Source organism: Candidatus Binatia bacterium (assembly GCA_026415395.1).
Lineage (GTDB): Bacteria > Desulfobacterota > Binatia > HRBIN30 > HRBIN30 > HRBIN30.
On sequence record JAOAHD010000011.1, the window covers coordinates 1 to 1,586 of the forward strand.

At 60.1% G+C, this 1,586-nt stretch carries 3 protein-coding genes and 1 pseudogene; 3 read left to right on the forward strand and 1 reads right to left on the reverse strand.

The features are described 5' to 3' along the window. Positions 1-222: hypothetical protein (locus tag N3C12_11210; protein MCX8073006.1), on the forward strand; the 222-nt coding region annotated here is incomplete at its 5' end. On the opposite strand, the gene N3C12_11215 is transcribed toward N3C12_11210, so the two are convergent. Then, positions 219-473, reverse strand: coding sequence for a hypothetical protein (locus N3C12_11215; GenBank protein MCX8073007.1), 255 nt, complete (start codon positions 471-473; stop codon positions 219-221). The two genes, N3C12_11210 and N3C12_11215, sit on opposite strands and share 4 nt — an antisense overlap. A gap of 222 nt (positions 474-695) precedes the next feature. On the opposite strand from N3C12_11215, the gene N3C12_11220 reads away from it, so the two are divergent. Then, positions 696-1,265, forward strand: coding sequence for a hypothetical protein (locus N3C12_11220; GenBank protein MCX8073008.1), 570 nt, complete (start codon positions 696-698; stop codon positions 1,263-1,265). Between the two features lie 159 nt (positions 1,266-1,424). Then, positions 1,425-1,586, forward strand: a pseudogene (locus N3C12_11225) (transposase).

Below are 1,586 nucleotides of genomic sequence, written 5' to 3' on the forward strand. Positions count from 1 at the left end.
CAGGCCCAGAGCCGTGGTGAACAGGGTTTCAACGGACACCTTCATGGTCGGCACCTCACTCAGACTGCAACGACACCCATTGCAGCAGCTCCGTCATCGTCTGCGGAGTCTGGTTTCTCCACAGGAAACGGCATAGAGCCCCTGTTGGCATGGAAGCTGCTGCCCGACCGCTGGAATGAGACAATTGCGCCGCAAATTCGGGTCGAACACGTGTTGGGCTAAGGCGGCCCCTTGCGGACGCGGCCGAATTCAATTAAAATGGACGCATGCGTAGCGCCCATTTTATTTGCCATGCCGATGCGGCAGAGGTCGATATGCAGCCGGATGCTGCGTCCGTCTTGCAGCTGGTCGTGCATGAAGTCCATCGACCAGACTTCGTTGATGGCCTGCGGCACACTCAGCGGCTCGGGCTTGCCGCGCACCAGGTCAAGCAGGCCTGCGCGGGCTGGATGGATCTGCCCTCGCCGGAGCACCTCAAAGCCAAGGCCCTGCGGACCCGCGCCTCTTGAGCTCGATCATCCCGGCCGGTCGTGCCGCGGCCTGACGCGCAACGGATTGCCCGTTTCCTCTCCCAGGGCGATGTTATCAGTCGCCCGCCTGGCATCTCCTTGCGAACAAGCGCCGCATCCCGCGGCGCATTCCACAGGATTTGCCATCCGGCAAATCCCTTCCTTGGCTTCTTTTGGGAGAAAACCATGGCTCGTTCCGTTTCTTACGCTTCCGGCGCTGTGCACGTGGCGTACAGCCATTTGAACCTGGGTGAGTTTTGCTGTTCGGCGTGTGGCAAGACGTTCGACGAGTACGACTCGCGCCTGGCCCGAGAGGGTGAGGTCGAGTACGACGAGGAGAACGAGCAATCGGTCGACTGCTGCCCGCACTGCGGGGCGCACGAAGACCACTGCGGTCCCCAGGACATCCAGTCCGAATGGGACTACTACATCAAGGACTTCCAGTCGCAAATGCAAGAGGTCTTTGCTTCTCTGCAAACCTGCGACAAGTGGATTGGCCGCGAGGACCGGGCGCTTCTTGAGAACGCCTTTTGCTATATAGGGGTGTCCGAGTACATGGGGCTGGTCTCCATGTGGGTTGTGCCCAAAGATGCCACCTACTACAGCGCGCCCGGCTTTGAAGTCCTACGAGATCACTGGATCGATCAGATCGGGCAACGCTTTTATGAAGTCGCCCACACGTGCTTCGGCGAGCCGCTCAAGAAACTGGGGCACATGAGCAACGGCGAAGTTGTCTACCAACGCCTGAGCGCCTAAAAAAGGGGAGTCAACCCGCAAGTGAACGGGCTTGTCGCCTAAGACAGCGCCCGCTTTAACCCCCAAGGCCAGGACACACGTCCTGGCCTTTTTTCTTGGGCCCCGTTATCAGACGGAGCCTTGTCACTCCCGAAGCGAATACCCCGCGTCATGCGTCGGCTGATCACCGACGGGCCACATGACGAGGCGCTCAAGGCAATCGTGCGGCGGGTTTGTGCTGCTCGCCAGGCCGAGCTGATCGAGCTCGAAGTCATGCCCGATCACGTGCACCTGCTCGTGGACGTGGATCCGCAGTTTGGCATCCACAGGCTCATCAAGGAA

Coding starts and splice junctions, on each gene's coding strand:
- N3C12_11220 (MCX8073008.1), top strand. CDS start 696: ATGGCTCGTTCCGTTTCTTACGCTTCCGGCGCTGTGCACGTGGCGTAC.